Source organism: Arthrobacter burdickii, from assembly GCF_030433645.1.
GTDB classification, from domain to species: domain Bacteria; phylum Actinomycetota; class Actinomycetes; order Actinomycetales; family Micrococcaceae; genus Arthrobacter_D; species Arthrobacter_D burdickii.
This window is the reverse complement of record NZ_JAROCG010000001.1, coordinates 1088081-1104272: the sequence shown is the minus strand read 5'-3', so window position 1 is coordinate 1104272 and position 16192 is coordinate 1088081. Positions and strand designations below refer to the sequence as shown.

Genomic DNA, 16192 nt, shown 5'->3' with positions numbered 1-16192 from the left:
CTTGAATCGGTGTCGGGCGTCCTTACGGCTATACGGTTCCTTCCACTGCACCATAAGCTTGCTTAGCAGTCCAGTTCCGATCGGCCCGCCCTTGTGTCCCCGAACCACCACGCCCAGGAGTAGAGCATGCGCATCGCAGTCATCGGCGCCACCGGAAACGTGGGCACGGCGCTCCTCTCCCGCCTCCAGCGGGCTGCCCGCGACCGGGAGGCCATCCAGCGATCCGGCTACGACACGGCGGGGGACGCGGACGGCATCTCGATCACCGGGATCGCCCGCACCATCCCGGATACCTCGCAGGAACCGTACGCCGGCGTGGACTGGCACGCCATCGACGTCGGGACGGACGAGGGCCGGGACGCCCTGACGCTCGCGCTCGCCGGGGCCGACGCCGTCGTGCACCTCGCATGGGCCATCCAGCCGAACCGGAACGAGGCAGCCATGCGCCGCACCAATGTCACCGGCACGGCCAATGCGCTCCATGCTGCCGGCACCGCGGGCGTGCGCCATTTCGTCTGCGCGTCTTCCGTCGCCGCCTACTCCCCCTCGGACAAGGACACCCGCAGGGATGAGTCCTGGCCGACCGACGGCGTCGGGTCCTCGCAGTACAGCCGACAGAAAGCCGAGCAGGAACGGCTGCTGGATGCCTTCGAGCGGGACCGCCCCGAGATCCCCGTGGCACGGCTGCGCCCGGGGCTGATCTTCCAGGAGCAGGCGGGCAGCGAGGTGGGCCGCTACTTCCTCGGCCCGCTCGTCCCGAAGATCCTGCTCGGCGGCCTGCCGCTGCCGCTCCTGCCGGTCCCGTCGACCTTCATCTTCCAGGCGGTGCATGCCGAGGACATCGCCGAGGCGTACTGGCGCGTGGTCGCGCGCCGCGCGTCCGGGGCATTCAACATCGCCGCCGAGCCCGAACTCACACCGGGGCGCGTCGCCGACCTGCTCGGTGCCCGCCGCGTGATCGGCTTCCCGACACGCCTGCTGCGGTGGCTCGTCGGAGTGAGTTGGAGGCTCCACATCCAGCGCACCGACCCGGGCTGGATAGACCTGGCGGCGCAGAGCCCCGTCATGGACACGACCCGTGCGCGTAACGAGCTGGGATGGGAGGCGCGTCACTCCTCGCGTGAGGCGATGGCCGCGATCCTGACCGGGATGCGGAGCGGCACGGGCCATGGCGGCTCCCCCAAGATGTACCCGCGCCGAGCCCCGGACGCGGCCTGACGCCGCAGCAGCCGGGAGGCCGGCGGCGGGCAGGCTACAGCGATGGGCTGGCTACGGCGCCGGGCAGGCTACGGCGCCGGGACCCGGGGGCGTCGTCCGCGTCGACCAGTGGGATGCCCTCGGGTAGCTGATCCGGCGACCCCGGCAGGCTGACGGTGAATTCGGCGCCACCCTCCTCCACGTTGCGGACCCGGATCCAGCCGCCGTGGCTCTCGGCGATGCGGCGGCAGATGGCAAGGCCGAGGCCCGTGCCGGTGGCCTGGCCGAGCCCGTTCTCCGAGCGGTGGAACTCCTCGAAGACGCGCTCGAGATCTCCCTCGGGGATACCGATGCCGTTGTCGCGCACCCGGACGAGGGTCCTGCCGGTGGCCGCATCGGCCGACGTCGTGACGCTGACCTGCCCCGTGCCGTCGGTCCGCCCGTACTTCATGGCATTGCCCACGAGGTTCTCCATGAGCTGCAGGAAGAGGCGCTCGTCGGCGTAGACGGGGCGCGTGGCGTCCACGTCGAACCGGACGGCGGGAAGCTGCGTGCCCGGAAGCGCCGTCCGCAGGTCGATGATGCCCTCGACCACGTCGGCCACCTCGACGCGGGAGGCCGTGAGCTTCTCCTCCTTGGCGAGGCTGTAGGCCAGGAGGTTGCGGATGAGGTTGCGCATGCGCACGCTCGCCTGCTGCAGGCGCTCGATGCTCGCCTGCCGCTCGGCCGGCGGAAGGTCCGGATCCTCGAGCATCTCGAGCCACCCGTCGAAGACCGTGAGCGGCGTCAGGAGGTCGTGCGCGACGACGGACGCGAAGCGCCCGAGGTCGCGCTGGTATGCGCGCTCTTCGGTGACGTTGCGCATCACCACGACCGCGCCACGCTCACCGGGCAGGGGCATCGCGTCGACGGACAAGTGCAGAACCTCTCCGGAACAGTGCGTGAGGTCGATGTCCATCCGCTCCGTCACCGTCCCCTCCAGTGCGAGGGTCAGGGGATTGTCGGCCTCGTCGATCTGCCCTCCGCTGGGGGTCGTGGCCTCGTAGTCCCGCCGCCACACCTCACCGGGTCGGGCGGTCCCCGGTCCCAGCCAGCGTTCGCTCGCAGCGTTCTGGAAGATCAGCCGCTTGTCCGGCCCCGCGACGAGGACGCCGTCGTTCATCCTGCCGATCACGAGGTCACGGAGGTCCGCCGCGGCCCTCGCCTCCTCGTTGGCGCTGTAGAGGCGATCGATGAGGCGGCGCCGCTCGTCCATGCTCAGTGCCAGGACGGCGGACAGCGAGAACGCGATGAACATGAAGGACTGCGCCACGTAGGCGGCGACATCGGCATCGAGGTCCTGGAAGGGCCCGCGACCCGCGAGGGTGAAGAAGACCAGGAACGCGCCGCACACGAGGCCGTGCAGCATGGCCCATCCGGACCGGAGCCGGAGACCCGCCCACATGTGGGCAGGGATGGTCGTGTAGGCGATCGGCAGGGCTGCGCTCGTCCCGAAGGTGGCGACGTAGAGGATCACGGAGGCCAGGACCAGGAGTGCGTACTCGGCACGTCGCGCGACGGTGAGGGGCGGGCGGGGTCCGCCCGTCGCGCGGCTTCTGATGCTCGAAGCCGCCACGATCCCGAGGGAGCCGATCGCGGTCAGGGACACCGCGTGGCGCACCAGCCACGGGATGAAGGCGGAGAAGGGCTCCGCCGAGCCCTCCATGGCGACGCCGACGACGATGAACAGCGCGCCGACCGAACAGGCGCCGAGGGCGATGACACCCAGACGGAGGTACTCCCCCACACTCTGCACGCGCAGGGCAGGGACCAGCCGCCGGAAGAAGTAGGCGGCGACAGCGGTCTGCGCCACACTCCCCAGTGCTACCGCCAGGGCGAGGGCGACATTGAGGCCGGTTAAGACGTTGACCGCGGCGAGGACGGGAACGGTGACGGTCAGCGCAACGGTGAGGTCGCGCCGGGACCGGGACGCCCACAACCCCCAGAGGAAGTTGATGCCTGCCGCGGGCCACACGAGGGCGAGGCCCGAGGACTCGAGGGTGCTGTTGCGTCCGACGACGGCGGCCATGGCGAGCATCAGAGCGAACAGGACGTGAAGGGTCGCCGGAGACAACGCTGCCAGTCTCCCCGCGACCGCCTGCATCCGCCCCACGCCCATGCCACTACCCGTTCAGAAGGATCCTGCCGCGGTCTGACCAGAACCGGCGGCCCGGGGCCGGAATTGGCCACCGTCGCTCAGCATACTTGCTGGTACCTCCCTGCGTATGCTCCCCCGCTGGGCGGGGCGCCCGCCGGCACCCGCCCTGTGAGTGCCGGCTCAGGCGAGGGTGGCCGCGTCGATCACGAAGCGGTAGCGCACGTCGGAGGCGAGCACGCGCTCGTACGCCTCGTTGATGCCATCGGCCGGGATGAGCTCGATCTCGGGCGCGATGCCGTGCTCGGCGCAGAAGTCCAGCATCTCCTGGGTCTCCCGGATGCTGCCGATCCCTGACCCCGCGAAGGAGCGCCGCTGGTTGAACAGCGTGAACACATGCAGGGGAAGGGCATCCGCCGGGGCCCCCACGTTGACCATGGTCCCGTCCAGGCCGAGGAGCGAGAGGTAGGCGTCGAGGTCGATCTTCGCGCTCACGGTGTTGATGATGAGGTCGAAGGTGTTCGCGAGCTGCTTGAAGGTGTCGGGATCGCTCGTGGCGTAGTAGTACTCGGCCCCGAACCGCTTGCCGTCGTCCTCCTTGCTGAGGGTCTGGGACAGGACGGTGACCTCGGCACCCATGGCGTGCGCGATCTTGACGGCCATGTGCCCGAGTCCGCCGAGTCCCACGACGGCGACCTTCTTCCCCGGTCCTGCGTTCCAGTGCGCGAGCGGCGAGTAGGTCGTGACACCCGCGCACAGGAGGGGCGCGGCGGCCTCGTAGGGGATGCTCTCGGGGACCGACAGCACGAAGTCCTCGACGACCACGATGTGGGTGGAGTAGCCGCCCTGGGTGATCGAGCCGTCGCGGTCCACTCCTGCGTAGGTCCCGGTGTTGCCGTTCAGGCAGTACTGCTCTTCCCCCTGCTGGCAGTTCGCGCAGGTGCGGCAGGAATCCACCATGCAGCCGACACCCACACGGTCTCCGACCTTGTGCAGGGTGACCTCGCTGCCGGCTTCCTCGACGACGCCGACGATCTCGTGACCGACGGTGAGCGGATACTGCTGGGGTCCCCACTCGCCGCGCACGGTGTGGATGTCGGAGTGGCAGATCCCCGCGTACGCGATCCTGATCAGCACGTCCTTCGGTCCGACGTCGCGGCGCTCGATGGTCGTCGGTACGAGCGGCTCCGTGGCGGACGGGGCGGCATAGGCGTTGACGGTCTTCATGGGTTCCTCCTGGAGGATCGGTGACAACGAGCGGGCCGCTGTCGGTCCCAGTGCCCGCGCGTTGCCGCTGTCCAGCCGGACGGGGACGTCCTACTGATTCGCTGACCGAACCACCCTAGGACGAAAAGGGGCGGGAGTGGGAGTTCCGCGGGTACTTGCGATGCCGGGCGTTGTGGCCCTTGCCGCAGGCGGTGGAGGATGGCAGGAGACACCCGGGCGGACTGAAGGAGCTTCTCATGGACTACCTGTTCGACGTCCTCGTCATCGGTGGTGGCCCCGCGGGCATGGCGGCTGCCACCCGTGCGGCGGAACTCGGAGCCCGCACCGCCGTCGTCGAGCGTTCGGCACTCGGCGGCACCTGCGTGAACTCGGGCTGTGTCCCCACGCGCGTGCTCGCCAAGACCGCCCGCCTGTTCCGCGAGGTCCGCACGGCCTACGACTACGGGATCGTCGTGGCCGAGCCCAGCGTCGACTGGGACAGGACGGTGCAGCGGGTGCGCTCCACCGTCGCGCGGGTCCTCGAGGCCAAAGGGTACGGGCCCACCATGGAGCGCCTGGGCATCGAACTGATCGAGGGCGACGCCGAACTGACCGGGGCGCACACCATCTCCGTGGGCGGACGGGAGGTCACGGCCGCGTCGATCATCCTCTGTATCGGCGGCAGCGGCCGGCGCCTGCCGATCGACGGGGCCGAGCACGCCGTGCTGCCCCACGAGGTGCTGAGGCTGGAGAGCCTGCCCGGCTCGGTGGCCATCATCGGCGGCGGGCATACCGGCGCGCAGCTGACCACCATCTTCGATGCGATGGGCTCGAACGTCCTCCTGCTCGACCTCGCACCCCGGATCCTGATGACGGAGGATGAGGACGTCGCGGCGACCGTCACCGCGAGCTTCAGGGGCAAGGGCGTCCAGGTGGAGACCGGGATCGGCGGTATCGACAGCATCCGGAAGGAGTCGGACGGCCTCACGCTCACCTGGACGCGCGACGGTGAGCAGCAGTCCCTGCTGGTGGACGCGGTTCTCATGGCGGCCGGGTGGCCGGCGAACCTCGCAGGGCTTGGCCTCGACGCGGCCGGGGTGCAGGCTGCGCGCTCCTTCATCCCGGTGGACGAGTACCTGCGCTCCAACATCCCGCACATCTTCGTGGCCGGCGACGCCAACGGCAGCAGCATGCTGGTCCAGGCGGCGGTCTTCGAGGGCGAGACCGCAGCCGAGAACGCCGTGCTGGGTGCCACGCGCACCACGCCGCACCACCTCCTGCCCGAGGGTGGCTTCACCGACCCGGACTACGCGGGCGTGGGGCTCACCGAGGCGAAGGCGAGGGAGCGGGACGCGGAGTGCCACGCCGTCACGGTCCCGTACGCCGCCGTCGAACGGCCCATCATCGACGATCGCGAGCAGGGCTTCCTCAAGCTGGTCGTCGACCGGCGCCGTGAGCTGATTCTCGGCGCGCACGCGGTCGGCGAGAACGCCGTCGAGGTCATCACCGCCGTGGCTTCCGCCATGGCGGCCGGCACCGACCTCGCGACGCTCGCCCGCGTGAAGTTCGCCTACCCCACGTACAGTGCGGTCATCGGGCATGCGGCGAGGTCGGCCCTGCGCGGTTAGGTGCCGCCCTAGCTGCGGACGAGCACCAGCTCCTCCAGCGGAAGACGCCTGCGGGGTGCGGTCTCGCGCTCGGCCAGGGCTTCGGGGAGCTTGTCCGCCTCGTCCGCCGTGCCCACCGCCGTGATGGTCATGGGCTTCATGTTGTCGGGCAGGTCGAACGCGGCGACGATCCTGTCCCACTCGACCCCCGCCATCTGGTGGGTCACGAGGCCCTCCGCCTCCGCCTGCACGCTCAGGTGCGCCACGGCCTGCCCGAGGTCGTACTCCGCGTAGGGGCGCACATCGCCCTCGACGGAGGACGTCTCGGCGATTCCCACGATCAGGGCCGAGGCGTTGTGCGCCCAGGCGGCATTGAATCCCACGAGGGCCGAGACGATCGTGTCGAAGGCGGAGGTCCCACGGCGGGCGACGATGAACCGGCGGGGCTGGTTGTTGCTCGCCGACGGCGCCCAGCGCGCCGCTTCGAGCAGCGCATCCAACTGGTCCTCCGAAATGGTGGCCTGCGGATCGAAGGACCGCGGGCTCCAGCGCTCGGCGAGCTCGGGGAGGATGGGAACGCGGGTATCCGCGCTGCGGGTGGTGATGGCAGAACCGAGTGTCATGCGTGCTCCTGTGCTTGATCCGTAGGTGTTCGACGGCGCACCGTTGAGCCTCGTATCGGACAACAACGGAGTCCCCCGCGACATTCCGCCCCGGAACGGCAGGGGTCACGGAAGAACACGATGGAACCCGCAAATCGAATACATGTTCTATTCTTGGTCGATACGCAGGAGACGACCGAAGGACACCGGGTATGGCAGCACAGGCGGTTGGCGCAGGCGACGATGCACTGCGGGCACTCGACGAGCCGGCGGCGGTCCGCTTCACGCCGGCGGCCAGACCCCTCGCGTTGCGGTGGCACGGCTCCATCTGGCAGGTCGTCGGCGACCCCGTCCCGGAGCCCGCAGTGCGGGCCCGGAACGCTGCGCCGCCGGCCTGGCTGTTCACCGCGCAGACCGGGCCGGCCTCCCCCGTCCTGGAATTCAGGATCCGCTTCGACGCCCGGCGCGACGAGTGGCGGCTGCTCAGCGTCGGTGGCAGCTGACAGCGACCTCCTGACGCCGGCAGGGGTTCAGTGCCGGTCGGCCACCTCGGGACCACGCACCCGTGCGTCGCGGCGACGCCAGTAGGCAGCCATCGCCGCACCGGACACGTTGTGCCACACCGAGAAGATCGCGCCCGGCAGTGCGGCCTCGGGAGTCAGGTAGGTCCGCGCGAGGCCTGCGGCAAGGCCGGAGTTCTGCATGCCCACCTCGATGGCCGTCGTCCGTTTCGCCGACGTGGGCAGGCCGAACAGCCGGGCCGCACCGTACCCCAGCAGGTAGCCGAGTCCGTTGTGCAGGATCACGGCGGCGAACACCAGCAACCCCGCCGAGAAGATGATCGCCGCGCTGCCGGACACCACGGCGATCACGACGACGGTGATCGCCGCCACCGAGATCCACGGGAGCGCGGGGAGCAGCCGTTCGACGAGGCGGGGCAGGAAGTACCGGACGGCGAGCCCGACGACCACCGGGAGCAGCACGATCTGCAGGATCGACAGGCCGATCGCGGCGGCGTCCACCGGCATGTACTGGCCGGCCAGCCAGAGCGTGAGCAGCGGCGTCAGGACGGGGGCGAGGATCGTGGACACCGAGGTCATGGCGACGGACAGGGCCACATCGCCACGGGCGAGGTAGGACACCACGTTGGACGCCGTCCCGCCGGGGCAGCACCCGACGAGGATCACCCCGGCCGCGAGCGCCGACGGAAGCCCGAGCGCCATCGCGACGCCCCAGCCGAGCAGCGGCATGATGACGAACTGGGCCACGACGCCGATCGCCACGGGAATGGGGCGCTTTCCGATCAGCGCGAAGTCCACCGGCGTGAGCGTCAGGCCCATGCCGAACATGATGACTCCGAGGAGCGGATTGATCAGCGGGGCAAGTCCCGTGAAGCTGCCGGGCGTCAGGACTGCCACGAGTCCGCCGGCAAGGATGAGCAGCGGGAACAGTGTCACCGCGATCCTCGCACTGCGTTCTTCTGCGGCCTGTGGCTGGGACTTATCGATGCTCATTGTTAACCGAATACCACGTGTTGCCCCACGGAACCCACTGCTACAGTGTCTGTCACCCGGAAGGAAAGGGTACTTGGTTCCCCAACGGGAGGTAGGACGATGGCGACGACCGACAGGAAATTCACCGCCACCGAGGAGTCGACGAGCAAGCACCCGCACGATTGGGGGCGCGCCATGGCGGTTGCCATCTGCCGGCTCGCGGACATGGCGCGGGAAGCCGGCGACCCGGTGCACCACGAAGCGCTGGTCGGTGAAGACCTCCACCTGTTCGTGGAGGACACGGAGGACGGCGTGAACATCACGATGTCCTGGACCCCTCGCGAGCAGGGCACGGTGCCGCCCGCCCCGCCGGCGCTTCCGGCAGGGGACAGCGCGAACGGTGACGACCCGGGCGACGACGATCCGCACAGCGCCTCCGGCCAGCGGTTCGACCCGACGGGCGGCAGCACCGCGGGACTGGGCCAGTAACACCGACGCGGCACGCGGGACAGCCCCAGTATCGCTAAGCAGCCTTACTTTCTGCGGGGTAGGGTGAAGGGAATTGCCCGACCAACCACGCGGAGGACAGCATGAGTGAACGCCCGGACCCGTCGAATGCAGGAAATCCCGACCCGCTGGAGAACCACATCACCGGCCTCGAGCCCGGTGGCGGCGTGCCGCCGGGCGAGACGCCGCCGGCAGAGTCCAGCACGGCCTGGCAGCAGCAGGGACATGCGGACGAGGAGAAGACCTCGAAGGGCCGCCAGGCACTCTGGGTCACCATCATCGGAATAGTGGTCGTGCTGGCACTGCTCTACTTCGTCGGCTACATCGTGGGAATCGTCAACCTTTTCTAGGCCTTCCGGCACTGCACGAAGCCGGCACTGCACGAAGCCCCCGCCCGCTCTAGCGGACGGGGGCTTCGTGTTCCACCCGGGCGTCTAGGGCGCCTCGGCGCCGTCGCGGAGCCGGTAGTAGTCGATCAGCGCCGACTCCTCCTCCGCCGAGAGTTCGATATCGCTGAGGGCGCTCGGCGCATCGGTGATCTGGTCCTTCGTCCACGCGAGATGGAGGGCGTCGCCCTCGAAGTGCGAGTTCGCCAGGGGCACATAGTGCTTGCGTGAATTCAGCAGTCCGGTGGACACCGTAACCCAGGCCGGGATCCCCGACTCCTTCTCGAGGTGCACCTGGTTGACGTCACCGAGCTTCTTGCCGTTGCTGTCCCACGCCGTCGCGGCCTGGAGCTTGTTGATTTCCGCCTGAGCCATTGGAATTCCCTTTCATCGGAACAAGAGTCGGTTCATCGTCCATTCCAGCCCAGATGCAGCCGGAGGGCAATCTTGCGTCAGGCCTTGTCCGCGGCCTCTCCGAGCATCGGCAGGAAGCGGTCCAGCGCCCATACCAGGCTCAGGGGGTTGGCAGCGGAGATGGAGAGCGTCAGGGTGTTGTCGCTGTCCGCGACCAGTGCGCCCTTCTCCACGGCCGGGATCTGGCCGAGGAGGGCATCGCCGGCGATGGCCTCCTTGGTGGCCTCGTCCGCGACCCAGGTGACGAAGATGTCCGAGTCCAGTTCGTTGGCGCGCTCCGCGGACCACGGGATGAAGAACTCCTCGGACCCCTTCGTGTTCTCGGTGACGACGTCCGCCTGCACCATCCCGAGCTCGGTCAGGAACCTCGGACGGTTGTCGTTCTCCGTGTAGACGCTGACACCGTCCGCGCTGCCGGGTTCGAGGTTGCCGTAGATGAAGGTCTTGCCCTCGAGCTGCGGGTACTCGGCAGCAGCGTCCGCGATGGCCTGCTCCGTCTCCGACACCAGCTGCTCGGCGTCCCCGGACAGGCCGAGCGCCTTCCCGATGATGCGCGTGGAGTCCTGCCACGCGGTGCCGTAGGCCACCTCCGGGTATGCGACGACGGGTGCGATCTTGCTCAGGGTGTCGTAGTCCTCCTGTGACAGCCCGGAGTAGGCAGCGAGGATGACGTCGGGGTTCGTGGCCGCGATGTCGTCGAAGGCGATGCCGTCGGTCTCGGAGTACTGCACGGGGGCGTTCCCGGTCCCGATCGCCGCATCCAGCTCCTCGAGCTTGGCGTCCTTCCACGGCGTCGACTGGTTCTCGTTGCCGCCGTAGGAGTCGGCGGGCATGCCGACAGGAACGACGCCGAGGGCGAGGGAGACGTCGGCGTTGACCCAGGACACCGTCGCCACGCGCTCGGGCTTCTCGGTGAGGGTGGTCTCACCGAAGGCGTGCTCGATCGTGACGGGGAAGGCGTCGGCGGAGGCGCTGGTGCCGCCGGTAGCTGCGGTTCCGCTGTCGGCCGGGCCGGTGGAACAGGCGGAGAGGGACAGGACGGCGACGGCAGCAGCGGCGATCAGGCTGCGCAGGCGGGAGGGGGCCATGAGGCTCCTTGGCTTCTACGGCCTCGCGGAGGCCTGGGGACGGGGTAGAAGTAAGGCTAGCCTAAGCACGAGTCGATTAGGAAATGCTTTCGTTGCGTAATAGCTAATGTTCGCGTGCCCTGCGCGTCTCCCGATCGTTCGCCTTCTGCAGTGCCTCGACGAGCTCTTCCTTCGACATCCGCGAGCGGCCCGGTACGTCGAGCTTCTTGGCGAGGTCGTAGAGGTGCTTCTTCGAGGAGTTCGCGTCGACACCGCCCGCCGTCGGCCCGGTCCGGCCGCCCCCTCCCGCCGCCCGCTCGTCGGAGGGACCCCTCTTCTCCTTCGGCTCCCAGTGGTCCCCCACTTTCTCGAAGCCGTGCTTGAGCGAGGCGAAGGCCGTCCGTCGGGCGCGTTCCCCGTCGCCGTACTGCTCCTCCGCGGCGTCCAGCGTCGCCGCGAACGTGTCCTGGGCCTTCTCGTCGGATCGCTGCAGCGTGCTCGGGAGCGTGTCCGTCCTGACCTTGCCGTCCTTCGTGAAACGGGACATCGCTGCATCCTTCCGGGAGGTCGTCCCGGCCCTGCGGGCCCGCAGTGCCGGTACGAGAACGCTACCGCCCGTCAGCCGAGCGTCGCGAGGTAACGGACCAGTTCGCGGGGTGCGGACTTCGGCGCTACCGCTTCCACGGCCGCGTTGTAGTTGGTGTTCGTATTGACGTCGTAGGTCAGCACGCGGCCGTCCGCGGTCTCGATGAACTCGATGCCGCAGACCTCCAGGTTGTTCCGCCGCGCGAACTCCTCGAACCGGGCGATGACGGGGTGGTCGAAGTCCTCGCGCAGGCTGAAGAGCTGCTGGCCCGGCTCGGGGGCGATGGTGGCGCCGGGCGGCATGATGGGCCTGCCGGTCTCCGGGTCGATCGCGCAGGCGTCCGCGGGGCACAGCTGGAAGCCGCCGCGCGCCGTGTCCGCCGCGATGGCGTACACGAATGTGCCGCCCACGATCTCCGCCCGGGTGATGAAGGGCTCGGCGGCCTGGATGAATTCCTGGACCAGGGTGATGCCGTCCTGCGGCTCTTCGAACGCGCTCGAGGCGACATAGTCGGCGAGTTCCCCGTGCGAGTCGAACCTGCGCACGCCGAGGCCCTTGCCACCCTGGTTGTGCTTGACGATGAACGGCGTGTCGAATCCCTCCGCCGCTTCGAGGATGCGGTCCCGCCCGACGGCGGCAACGGTGCGCGGGGTGTCGATGCCCGCAGCCTTCAGCGCGGTGAGCTGGTCCACCTTGCTCATCTCGAGTTCGAGCACCCGCCGTCCGTTGACGGTACGGCGGCCGTGCGCCTCGAGCCAGGACAGGACCGAGCGGGCATAGTCCTTGGACAGGCCGTGGTCCCGGGTGTGGGCGGAGGCGCTGATCCGGGACCAGAAGATACCCTCCGGGGGAACGGAGTCGAGATCCAGCACGCCGTCCGTGAGCAGCCACTCCACCACCTCGACGCCTTCGGCCTCGAAGGCGCGGGCGAAGGGCGGGAACCACTCGGGGTTCTCGTGCAGGGCATAGACCGTTGTCACGGAGGTCCTTCCGATCGGCAGTGGAGATAAAGAGGTGAAGGCCAGACTAGCGGTCGGCAGCTCCGCCTTCGTCTCTGGTGCTGCCTTTGTCCCCCGTTCCGGCTCCACCGAACAGGGTGCCCCGCAGGGCGTAGGCCTGACCGCCGGCGAGCACGACGGTGATGAGGATGGCCATGGGCCAGGACAGGCTGGTGGCGTAGACGAGGACGAACGCGATGGACACGGCGAAGACCGCGATCGCGACCAGCAGGGCCATCCTCACCCCCGACCTGCGAGCGCCGGCCCCTGCCGGCGTCTGCCGCGGTACACCGGAATCGTCATCCACTGCGTCCTCCCCCTGGTAGATCCCCTGCACGCCGCCCGGTCGGCGTTCCAACGTGTCAGCCCGGAGGGCACCGGAAACGGCCTGATCGAGTCTGTACCATCCTGACCCCGATGACGGAGCCTTGGCCACCCTCTCCGAACGGCAGTGCTCCGCGGAGCCGCTTCGAGGACGGTGCGCTGCCCCCGGGAGCGTCAGGCGAAATAGGACGGCACGTCGATGGCGCCGCCCTGGTGCTGGAACTCCTCGTGCACCGCCCTGCGCAGGGAATCGTCGCAGAGATAGTCGAGCGCGGTGAGGGCGAGGCCCACGGCGCCGTCGAGCGCTCCCCGCTCCGCGTCCTCGCTCCTGGCCGCTGCGGCGAACCCGCGCGTATGCAGGGCCGTGGACGGCTCGGCGATGCGGATCAGCGGGTGGATACCGGGAATGCGGTAGCTCACGTTCCCGAAATCCGTCGAGGCAGCGAGCGTCTCCGAGACCACCCCGAGGGGAAGGGGAGCACGTCCGCGCCGCTGCTGGGCCACCGTCCACCGGCCGGTGAGGGCCTTGTTGGTGCGGATGGGGAGGGACGGGGGGTGCTCGTCCCACAGCAGTTCCACCCCCGTTCCCGTCATCAGGGCAGCACCCCGCGCCACGTCCTCGAGCCGCGCGCTGAGGTCCCTGAGGGTGGCGGGCTGCTGGGAGCGCGCGTAGAGCTTCAGGACGGCGCGGCCCGGGATGATGTTGGGGCTCGTCCCGCCCTCCGTGATGGTCGCATGGACGCGGTCGGACGGCGGCAGTTGTTGGCGCAGCAGCCCGATGCCCTGGTAGGCGAGATTCGCGGCGTCGAGGGCGTTCCGGCCCATGAAGGGCTGCGCGGAGGCATGCGCCTCGACACCTGTGAAGGCGATGGTGAGCAGTCGCCTACCGAGCCAGACCTGATCCGCGAGGTCGTAGCCGTAGGGGTGGACCATGATGGCGGCGTCGACGTCGTCGAACGCCCCGTTGCGGGCCAGGACCTCCTTGCCGGAGTGGCCCTCCTCCGCCGGCGTGCCGAGGAACAGGACGCGTCCGGGCAACCGGTCCGCCACCGAGGACAGCGCCAGGAAGGCACCGAGCGCCGCTGCCGAGATGACATTGTGCCCGCAGGCATGGCCGATCCCGGGGAGCGCGTCGTACTCGGCCAGGATCGCGATGGTCGGGCCCCGATCCGCGCTGCCCGCCGCCGCGCGCACCGACGTCTCGACGCCGTACTCGCCGAGGACCGCCTCCACGCCGTGAGCAGCGAGTCTCTCCTGCAGGAACGCCGCACTGCGGTACTCGCGGAACGCGGTCTCCGGGTGGTCGTGCAGCTCACGGACCACCTGCCGCAGGTCCGGGGCCAGCCCGTCCACGTGTCGCTCGACGTCCGAGGACAGGCCGGCCGGCGCTCCGCCGAACGGCGAGGGATCCGGCGCCGCCCCGGCTCGAAGCCTCAGGGTCCGCTCGTCGATCGACTGCAGGTAGGCCCGGTCCGGCTCGGTGGGTTCGCTCATCGGATCAGCTTAGGCAACGATCGGCCGGCGGACGGGCTCTCTGTACACCCTGGGCAACACTTCCGCGGACGCCGGAAAGATAACCTTCCGGAAATGTCCCGGCAACAACGCTCCCGAACTATGGAGTCATCAGCCCGGCAGGACGGGCCGCATCACCCTCAAGGAGCACCGATGACCGCCGTAGCCACCCCAACCGCCCGCATCCTCGACCTCGGCGTGCTCAGTGCCGGAACCGTCGTCGAGGCACGCCGCAAGAACGAGGTGCACTACCGCGGGTGCGTCGAGGACACCGCTCCGGGTCTCGGCATCGTCTGGATCCGCGACGACATGGCCGGGCACCGGGCCATCCTCCACCTCGACGAGTACAGCATCTGGCAGCTCAGCGCCTGAGCCGCCCGACCGGCGGAGGGCCTGCCCCTCCTAGACTGGAGGAATGACTGCAACCCTCGTGGCGAAGGACCTGACCGGGGGCCACGCCCACCGCACCCTCTTCTCGAAGCTCGACCTCACGGTCGCACCGGGCGACGTCGTCGGGGTGGTGGGCGCCAACGGCGCCGGGAAGACCACGCTCCTGCGACTGCTCGCCGGAGCGGACACGCCCCTCGGCGGAACCGTCCGGACCACCCCGCCCGACGCCTTCGTCGGCTGGCTGCCCCAGGAGCACGAACGCCTGGAGGCAGAGACGGTGGCGGGATACATCGGCCGCCGCACCGGGACGACGTCGGCCACGCTCGCCATGGAGGACGCCGCAGCAGCGCTGGGCAGTGGGGACAAGGGTGCCGACGACGCCTACGCGGCGGCACTCGACCACTGGATGGCGTCCGGGGCGGTCGACCTCGAGGACCGCATGCCCGGCGTGCTGGCCGACGTCGCCGGCGGCATCGATCCCGGCACTCCGACCGCGGCACTCTCGGGAGGACAGCTCGCGCGGGTCGCGCTCGCAGCCCTGCTGCTGAGCCGCTTCGACATCGTGCTCCTCGACGAGCCGACCAACGACCTGGACCTCGCCGGGCTCGAACGGCTCGAGGGGTTCATCCAGAACCTGCGCGGCGGCGTCGTCCTCGTCTCCCACGACCGCGAGTTCCTCGCGCGCTGCGTGACCACCGTCGTCGAACTGGACCTCGCGCAGAACAAGGTGGCCGTGTACGACGGCGGCTACGACGCCTTCCTCGAGGAACGCGCGGTGGCACGGCGCCACGCCCGCGAGGCCTACGAGGAGTACGCGGACAAGAAGCAGGACCTCGTGGGGCGTGCCCGGACGCAGCGTGAATGGAGCTCGCAGGGCGTGCGCAACGCCATGAAGAAGAGCCCGGACAACGACAAGATCCGGCGGAGGGCGAGCATGGAATCCTCCGAGAAGCAGGCGCAGAAAGTGCGCCAGATGGAATCCCGCATCGCGCGCATGGAGGAGGTCGAGGAGCCGCGCAAGGAGTGGCAGCTGCAGTTCACCATCGGATCCGCTCCCCGGTCGAGCTCCGTCGTCGCCACCCTGAGCAGCGCGTCCACCACCCAGGGGGGCTTCACCCTCGGTCCGGTGTCGCTCCAGGTCAATGCGGGCGAGCGCATCGGCATCACCGGCCCCAATGGCGCCGGGAAGTCGACGCTGCTGCGCCTCCTGCTGGGACACCAGGAGCCCGACGAGGGTGCTGCCTCCCTCGGTTCCAACGTGGCGGTCGGCGAGATCGACCAGGCACGGGGACAACTCGACGAGAACCTCCCCCTCGGTGAGGCCTTCGAAGCCCTCGTGCCGGAGCTGGCACAGGGCGAGGTGCGGACCCTGCTGGCGAAGTTCGGGCTCAAGGCGGACCAGGTGCGTGCCGCCGTCGGCTCCCTCTCCCCCGGTGAGCGGACGAGGGCGGGGCTCGCACTGCTCCAGGCGAGGGGGGTCAACCTCCTGGTGCTGGACGAACCGACGAACCACCTCGACCTTCCGGCCATCGAACAGCTCGAGGAAGCCCTGGAGGCCTACACGGGCGCGCTCCTGCTCGTCACCCACGACCGCAGGCTCCTCGAGAACGTCCGGCTCGATGAGCGCTGGCAGGTCGAGGACGGACGGGTCAACGTCGGCTGAACCCGTGCGCGCGCCGTTCCGTGGCACCATGGAGGCGAGGCGGACATCAGCCGTCTCCCGGACGAGGTGCCGTACCCGGTTTCCAGCAAGTCGGCCCGTGGAAGAG

General features: G+C 69.4%; 17 protein-coding genes. 7 read left to right on the top strand and 10 right to left on the bottom strand.

Going from position 1 to position 16192, the window contains the following annotated elements; genetic code table 11:
• Window positions 1-126: 126 nt before the first annotated feature.
• The gene (locus P5G52_RS05170) at window positions 127-1218 is read left to right on the top strand and encodes an NAD-dependent epimerase/dehydratase family protein (protein ID WP_301225278.1); all 1092 of its coding nucleotides are present in this window, start codon (window positions 127-129) and stop codon (window positions 1216-1218) included.
• A gap of 34 nt (window positions 1219-1252) precedes the next feature.
• Here P5G52_RS05170 and P5G52_RS05165 read toward each other — a convergent pair whose 3' ends face one another.
• Together P5G52_RS05165 and P5G52_RS05160 are read right to left on the bottom strand one after the other, a co-directional pair.
• Window positions 1253-3310 (bottom strand): sensor histidine kinase, encoded by a 2058-nt coding sequence (locus P5G52_RS05165; protein WP_301225276.1) that lies wholly within the window; start codon window positions 3308-3310, stop codon window positions 1253-1255.
• A 204-nt stretch (window positions 3311-3514) separates the two neighbouring features.
• Entirely contained in the window at window positions 3515-4558 is a 1044-nt protein-coding gene (locus tag P5G52_RS05160) for an NAD(P)-dependent alcohol dehydrogenase (RefSeq protein WP_301225274.1), read from the bottom strand.
• Window positions 4559-4794: 236 nt separating this feature from the next.
• Between P5G52_RS05160 and P5G52_RS05155 the strand changes: the two genes are divergently transcribed.
• Window positions 4795-6165, top strand: coding sequence for a dihydrolipoyl dehydrogenase family protein (locus P5G52_RS05155; RefSeq protein ID WP_301225272.1), 1371 nt, complete (start codon window positions 4795-4797; stop codon window positions 6163-6165).
• Window positions 6166-6173: 8 nt separating this feature from the next.
• Here the strand turns inward: P5G52_RS05155 and P5G52_RS05150 are convergent, their stop codons facing one another.
• A complete protein-coding gene (locus tag P5G52_RS05150) occupies window positions 6174-6767 on the bottom strand; it encodes a nitroreductase family protein (protein WP_301225270.1) in 594 nt (197 codons plus the stop codon).
• A 191-nt stretch (window positions 6768-6958) separates the two neighbouring features.
• On the opposite strand from P5G52_RS05150, the gene P5G52_RS05145 reads away from it, so the two are divergent.
• Window positions 6959-7249 carry a hypothetical protein gene (locus P5G52_RS05145; RefSeq protein ID WP_301225267.1) on the top strand — a complete coding sequence of 97 codons (291 nt, stop codon included), beginning with the start codon at window positions 6959-6961 and terminating at the stop codon, window positions 7247-7249.
• Window positions 7250-7276: 27 nt separating this feature from the next.
• Here the strand turns inward: P5G52_RS05145 and P5G52_RS05140 are convergent, their stop codons facing one another.
• The gene (locus P5G52_RS05140) at window positions 7277-8260 is read right to left on the bottom strand and encodes a bile acid:sodium symporter family protein (RefSeq protein WP_301225265.1); all 984 of its coding nucleotides are present in this window, start codon (window positions 8258-8260) and stop codon (window positions 7277-7279) included.
• Between the two features lie 99 nt (window positions 8261-8359).
• Here P5G52_RS05140 and P5G52_RS05135 point away from each other — a divergent pair, with 99 nt between their 5' ends.
• Together P5G52_RS05135 and P5G52_RS05130 are read left to right on the top strand one after the other, a co-directional pair.
• Window positions 8360-8728, top strand: a complete 369-nt coding sequence (locus tag P5G52_RS05135; protein ID WP_301225263.1) for a hypothetical protein — start codon at window positions 8360-8362, stop codon at window positions 8726-8728.
• A gap of 101 nt (window positions 8729-8829) precedes the next feature.
• Window positions 8830-9096 (top strand): DUF6480 family protein, encoded by a 267-nt coding sequence (locus P5G52_RS05130; RefSeq protein ID WP_301225261.1) that lies wholly within the window; start codon window positions 8830-8832, stop codon window positions 9094-9096.
• An 84-nt stretch (window positions 9097-9180) separates the two neighbouring features.
• On the opposite strand, the gene P5G52_RS05125 is transcribed toward P5G52_RS05130, so the two are convergent.
• The 6 genes from P5G52_RS05125 to P5G52_RS05100 all read right to left on the bottom strand — a co-directional run bounded on the left by P5G52_RS05125 (window position 9181) and on the right by P5G52_RS05100 (window position 14015).
• Entirely contained in the window at window positions 9181-9507 is a 327-nt protein-coding gene (locus tag P5G52_RS05125; RefSeq protein WP_301225259.1) for a PRC-barrel domain-containing protein, read from the bottom strand.
• Window positions 9508-9584: 77 nt separating this feature from the next.
• The gene (locus P5G52_RS05120; RefSeq protein WP_301225257.1) at window positions 9585-10634 is read right to left on the bottom strand and encodes an iron-siderophore ABC transporter substrate-binding protein; all 1050 of its coding nucleotides are present in this window, start codon (window positions 10632-10634) and stop codon (window positions 9585-9587) included.
• 103 nt (window positions 10635-10737) lie between these two features.
• A complete protein-coding gene (locus tag P5G52_RS05115) occupies window positions 10738-11160 on the bottom strand; it encodes a ChaB family protein (protein WP_301225255.1) in 423 nt (140 codons plus the stop codon).
• Window positions 11161-11231: 71 nt separating this feature from the next.
• Entirely contained in the window at window positions 11232-12179 is a 948-nt protein-coding gene (locus P5G52_RS05110; RefSeq protein WP_301225253.1) for an ATP-grasp domain-containing protein, read from the bottom strand.
• A 46-nt stretch (window positions 12180-12225) separates the two neighbouring features.
• Window positions 12226-12504, bottom strand: a complete 279-nt coding sequence (locus P5G52_RS05105; protein WP_301225251.1) for a hypothetical protein — start codon at window positions 12502-12504, stop codon at window positions 12226-12228.
• A gap of 191 nt (window positions 12505-12695) precedes the next feature.
• The gene (locus P5G52_RS05100; protein ID WP_301225249.1) at window positions 12696-14015 is read right to left on the bottom strand and encodes a M20 family metallopeptidase; all 1320 of its coding nucleotides are present in this window, start codon (window positions 14013-14015) and stop codon (window positions 12696-12698) included.
• A 171-nt stretch (window positions 14016-14186) separates the two neighbouring features.
• Here P5G52_RS05100 and P5G52_RS05095 point away from each other — a divergent pair, with 171 nt between their 5' ends.
• Together P5G52_RS05095 and P5G52_RS05090 are read left to right on the top strand one after the other, a co-directional pair.
• The gene (locus tag P5G52_RS05095; RefSeq protein WP_301225247.1) at window positions 14187-14405 is read left to right on the top strand and encodes a hypothetical protein; all 219 of its coding nucleotides are present in this window, start codon (window positions 14187-14189) and stop codon (window positions 14403-14405) included.
• A 43-nt stretch (window positions 14406-14448) separates the two neighbouring features.
• Window positions 14449-16086, top strand: coding sequence for an ABC-F family ATP-binding cassette domain-containing protein (locus P5G52_RS05090; RefSeq protein ID WP_301225245.1), 1638 nt, complete (start codon window positions 14449-14451; stop codon window positions 16084-16086).
• Window positions 16087-16192 lie beyond the last annotated feature (106 nt).

Excerpts from the sequence above, each read along its gene's own strand:
- P5G52_RS05100 (WP_301225249.1), bottom strand. The coding sequence starts at position 14,015 with ATGAGCGAACCCACCGAGCCGGACCGGGCCTACCTGCAGTCGATCGAC.
- P5G52_RS05120 (WP_301225257.1), bottom strand. The coding sequence starts at position 10,634 with ATGGCCCCCTCCCGCCTGCGCAGCCTGATCGCCGCTGCTGCCGTCGCC.
- P5G52_RS05145 (WP_301225267.1), top strand. The coding sequence starts at position 6,959 with ATGGCAGCACAGGCGGTTGGCGCAGGCGACGATGCACTGCGGGCACTC.
- P5G52_RS05170 (WP_301225278.1), top strand. The coding sequence starts at position 127 with ATGCGCATCGCAGTCATCGGCGCCACCGGAAACGTGGGCACGGCGCTC.
- P5G52_RS05140 (WP_301225265.1), bottom strand. The coding sequence starts at position 8,260 with ATGAGCATCGATAAGTCCCAGCCACAGGCCGCAGAAGAACGCAGTGCG.
- P5G52_RS05135 (WP_301225263.1), top strand. The coding sequence starts at position 8,360 with ATGGCGACGACCGACAGGAAATTCACCGCCACCGAGGAGTCGACGAGC.
- P5G52_RS05130 (WP_301225261.1), top strand. The coding sequence starts at position 8,830 with ATGAGTGAACGCCCGGACCCGTCGAATGCAGGAAATCCCGACCCGCTG.
- P5G52_RS05095 (WP_301225247.1), top strand. The coding sequence starts at position 14,187 with ATGACCGCCGTAGCCACCCCAACCGCCCGCATCCTCGACCTCGGCGTG.
- P5G52_RS05155 (WP_301225272.1), top strand. The coding sequence starts at position 4,795 with ATGGACTACCTGTTCGACGTCCTCGTCATCGGTGGTGGCCCCGCGGGC.
- P5G52_RS05160 (WP_301225274.1), bottom strand. The coding sequence starts at position 4,558 with ATGAAGACCGTCAACGCCTATGCCGCCCCGTCCGCCACGGAGCCGCTC.
- P5G52_RS05150 (WP_301225270.1), bottom strand. The coding sequence starts at position 6,767 with ATGACACTCGGTTCTGCCATCACCACCCGCAGCGCGGATACCCGCGTT.
- P5G52_RS05125 (WP_301225259.1), bottom strand. The coding sequence starts at position 9,507 with ATGGCTCAGGCGGAAATCAACAAGCTCCAGGCCGCGACGGCGTGGGAC.
- P5G52_RS05115 (WP_301225255.1), bottom strand. The coding sequence starts at position 11,160 with ATGTCCCGTTTCACGAAGGACGGCAAGGTCAGGACGGACACGCTCCCG.
- P5G52_RS05090 (WP_301225245.1), top strand. The coding sequence starts at position 14,449 with ATGACTGCAACCCTCGTGGCGAAGGACCTGACCGGGGGCCACGCCCAC.